We start from the raw sequence: 1,180 nt of genomic DNA on the forward strand, positions 1-1,180 counted from the left end.
AACACGAAAGTGGACGTATAGGGTGTGACGCCTGCCCGGTGCCGGAAGGTTAATTGATGGGGTTAGCTAACGCGAAGCTCTTGATCGAAGCCCCGGTAAACGGCGGCCGTAACTATAACGGTCCTAAGGTAGCGAAATTCCTTGTCGGGTAAGTTCCGACCTGCACGAATGGCGTAACGATGGCGGCGCTGTCTCCACCCGAGACTCAGTGAAATTGAAATCGCTGTGAAGATGCAGTGTATCCGCGGCTAGACGGAAAGACCCCGTGAACCTTTACTATAGCTTTGCACTGGACTTTGAATTTGCTTGTGTAGGATAGGTGGGAGGCTTTGAAGCGTGGACGCCAGTTCGCGTGGAGCCAACCTTGAAATACCACCCTGGCAACTTTGAGGTTCTAACTCAGGTCCGTTATCCGGATCGAGGACAGTGTATGGTGGGTAGTTTGACTGGGGCGGTCTCCTCCTAAAGAGTAACGGAGGAGTACGAAGGTGCGCTCAGACCGGTCGGAAATCGGTCGTAGAGTATAAAGGCAAAAGCGCGCTTGACTGCGAGACAGACACGTCGAGCAGGTACGAAAGTAGGTCTTAGTGATCCGGTGGTTCTGTATGGAAGGGCCATCGCTCAACGGATAAAAGGTACTCCGGGGATAACAGGCTGATACCGCCCAAGAGTTCATATCGACGGCGGTGTTTGGCACCTCGATGTCGGCTCATCACATCCTGGGGCTGAAGCCGGTCCCAAGGGTATGGCTGTTCGCCATTTAAAGTGGTACGCGAGCTGGGTTTAGAACGTCGTGAGACAGTTCGGTCCCTATCTGCCGTGGACGTTTGAGATTTGAGAGGGGCTGCTCCTAGTACGAGAGGACCGGAGTGGACGAACCTCTGGTGTTCCGGTTGTCACGCCAGTGGCATTGCCGGGTAGCTATGTTCGGAATAGATAACCGCTGAAAGCATCTAAGCGGGAAACTAGCCTCAAGATGAGATCTCACTGGGACCTTGAGTCCCCTGAAGGGCCGTCGAAGACTACGACGTTGATAGGTTGGGTGTGTAAGCGCTGTGAGGCGTTGAGCTAACCAATACTAATTGCCCGTGAGGCTTGACCATATAACACCCAAGCAATTTGACTACTCGAAAGAGCATCAGATTGCGGTGTGTGAAGACGAAACGAACCGAAAGTTCGA

1 rRNA gene is annotated in these 1,180 nt (G+C 53.1%); it reads left to right on the forward strand.

Annotated elements, in window-relative coordinates:
* Positions 1 to 1,103 (forward strand): 23S ribosomal RNA (locus tag L9Z73_RS30820); the annotation flags it as partial.
* Positions 1,104 to 1,180: the final 77 nt, after the last annotated feature.

The sequence above is a fragment of the Pseudomonas emilianonis genome, assembly GCF_023072625.1.
GTDB lineage: Bacteria > Pseudomonadota > Gammaproteobacteria > Pseudomonadales > Pseudomonadaceae > Aquipseudomonas > Aquipseudomonas paraveronii.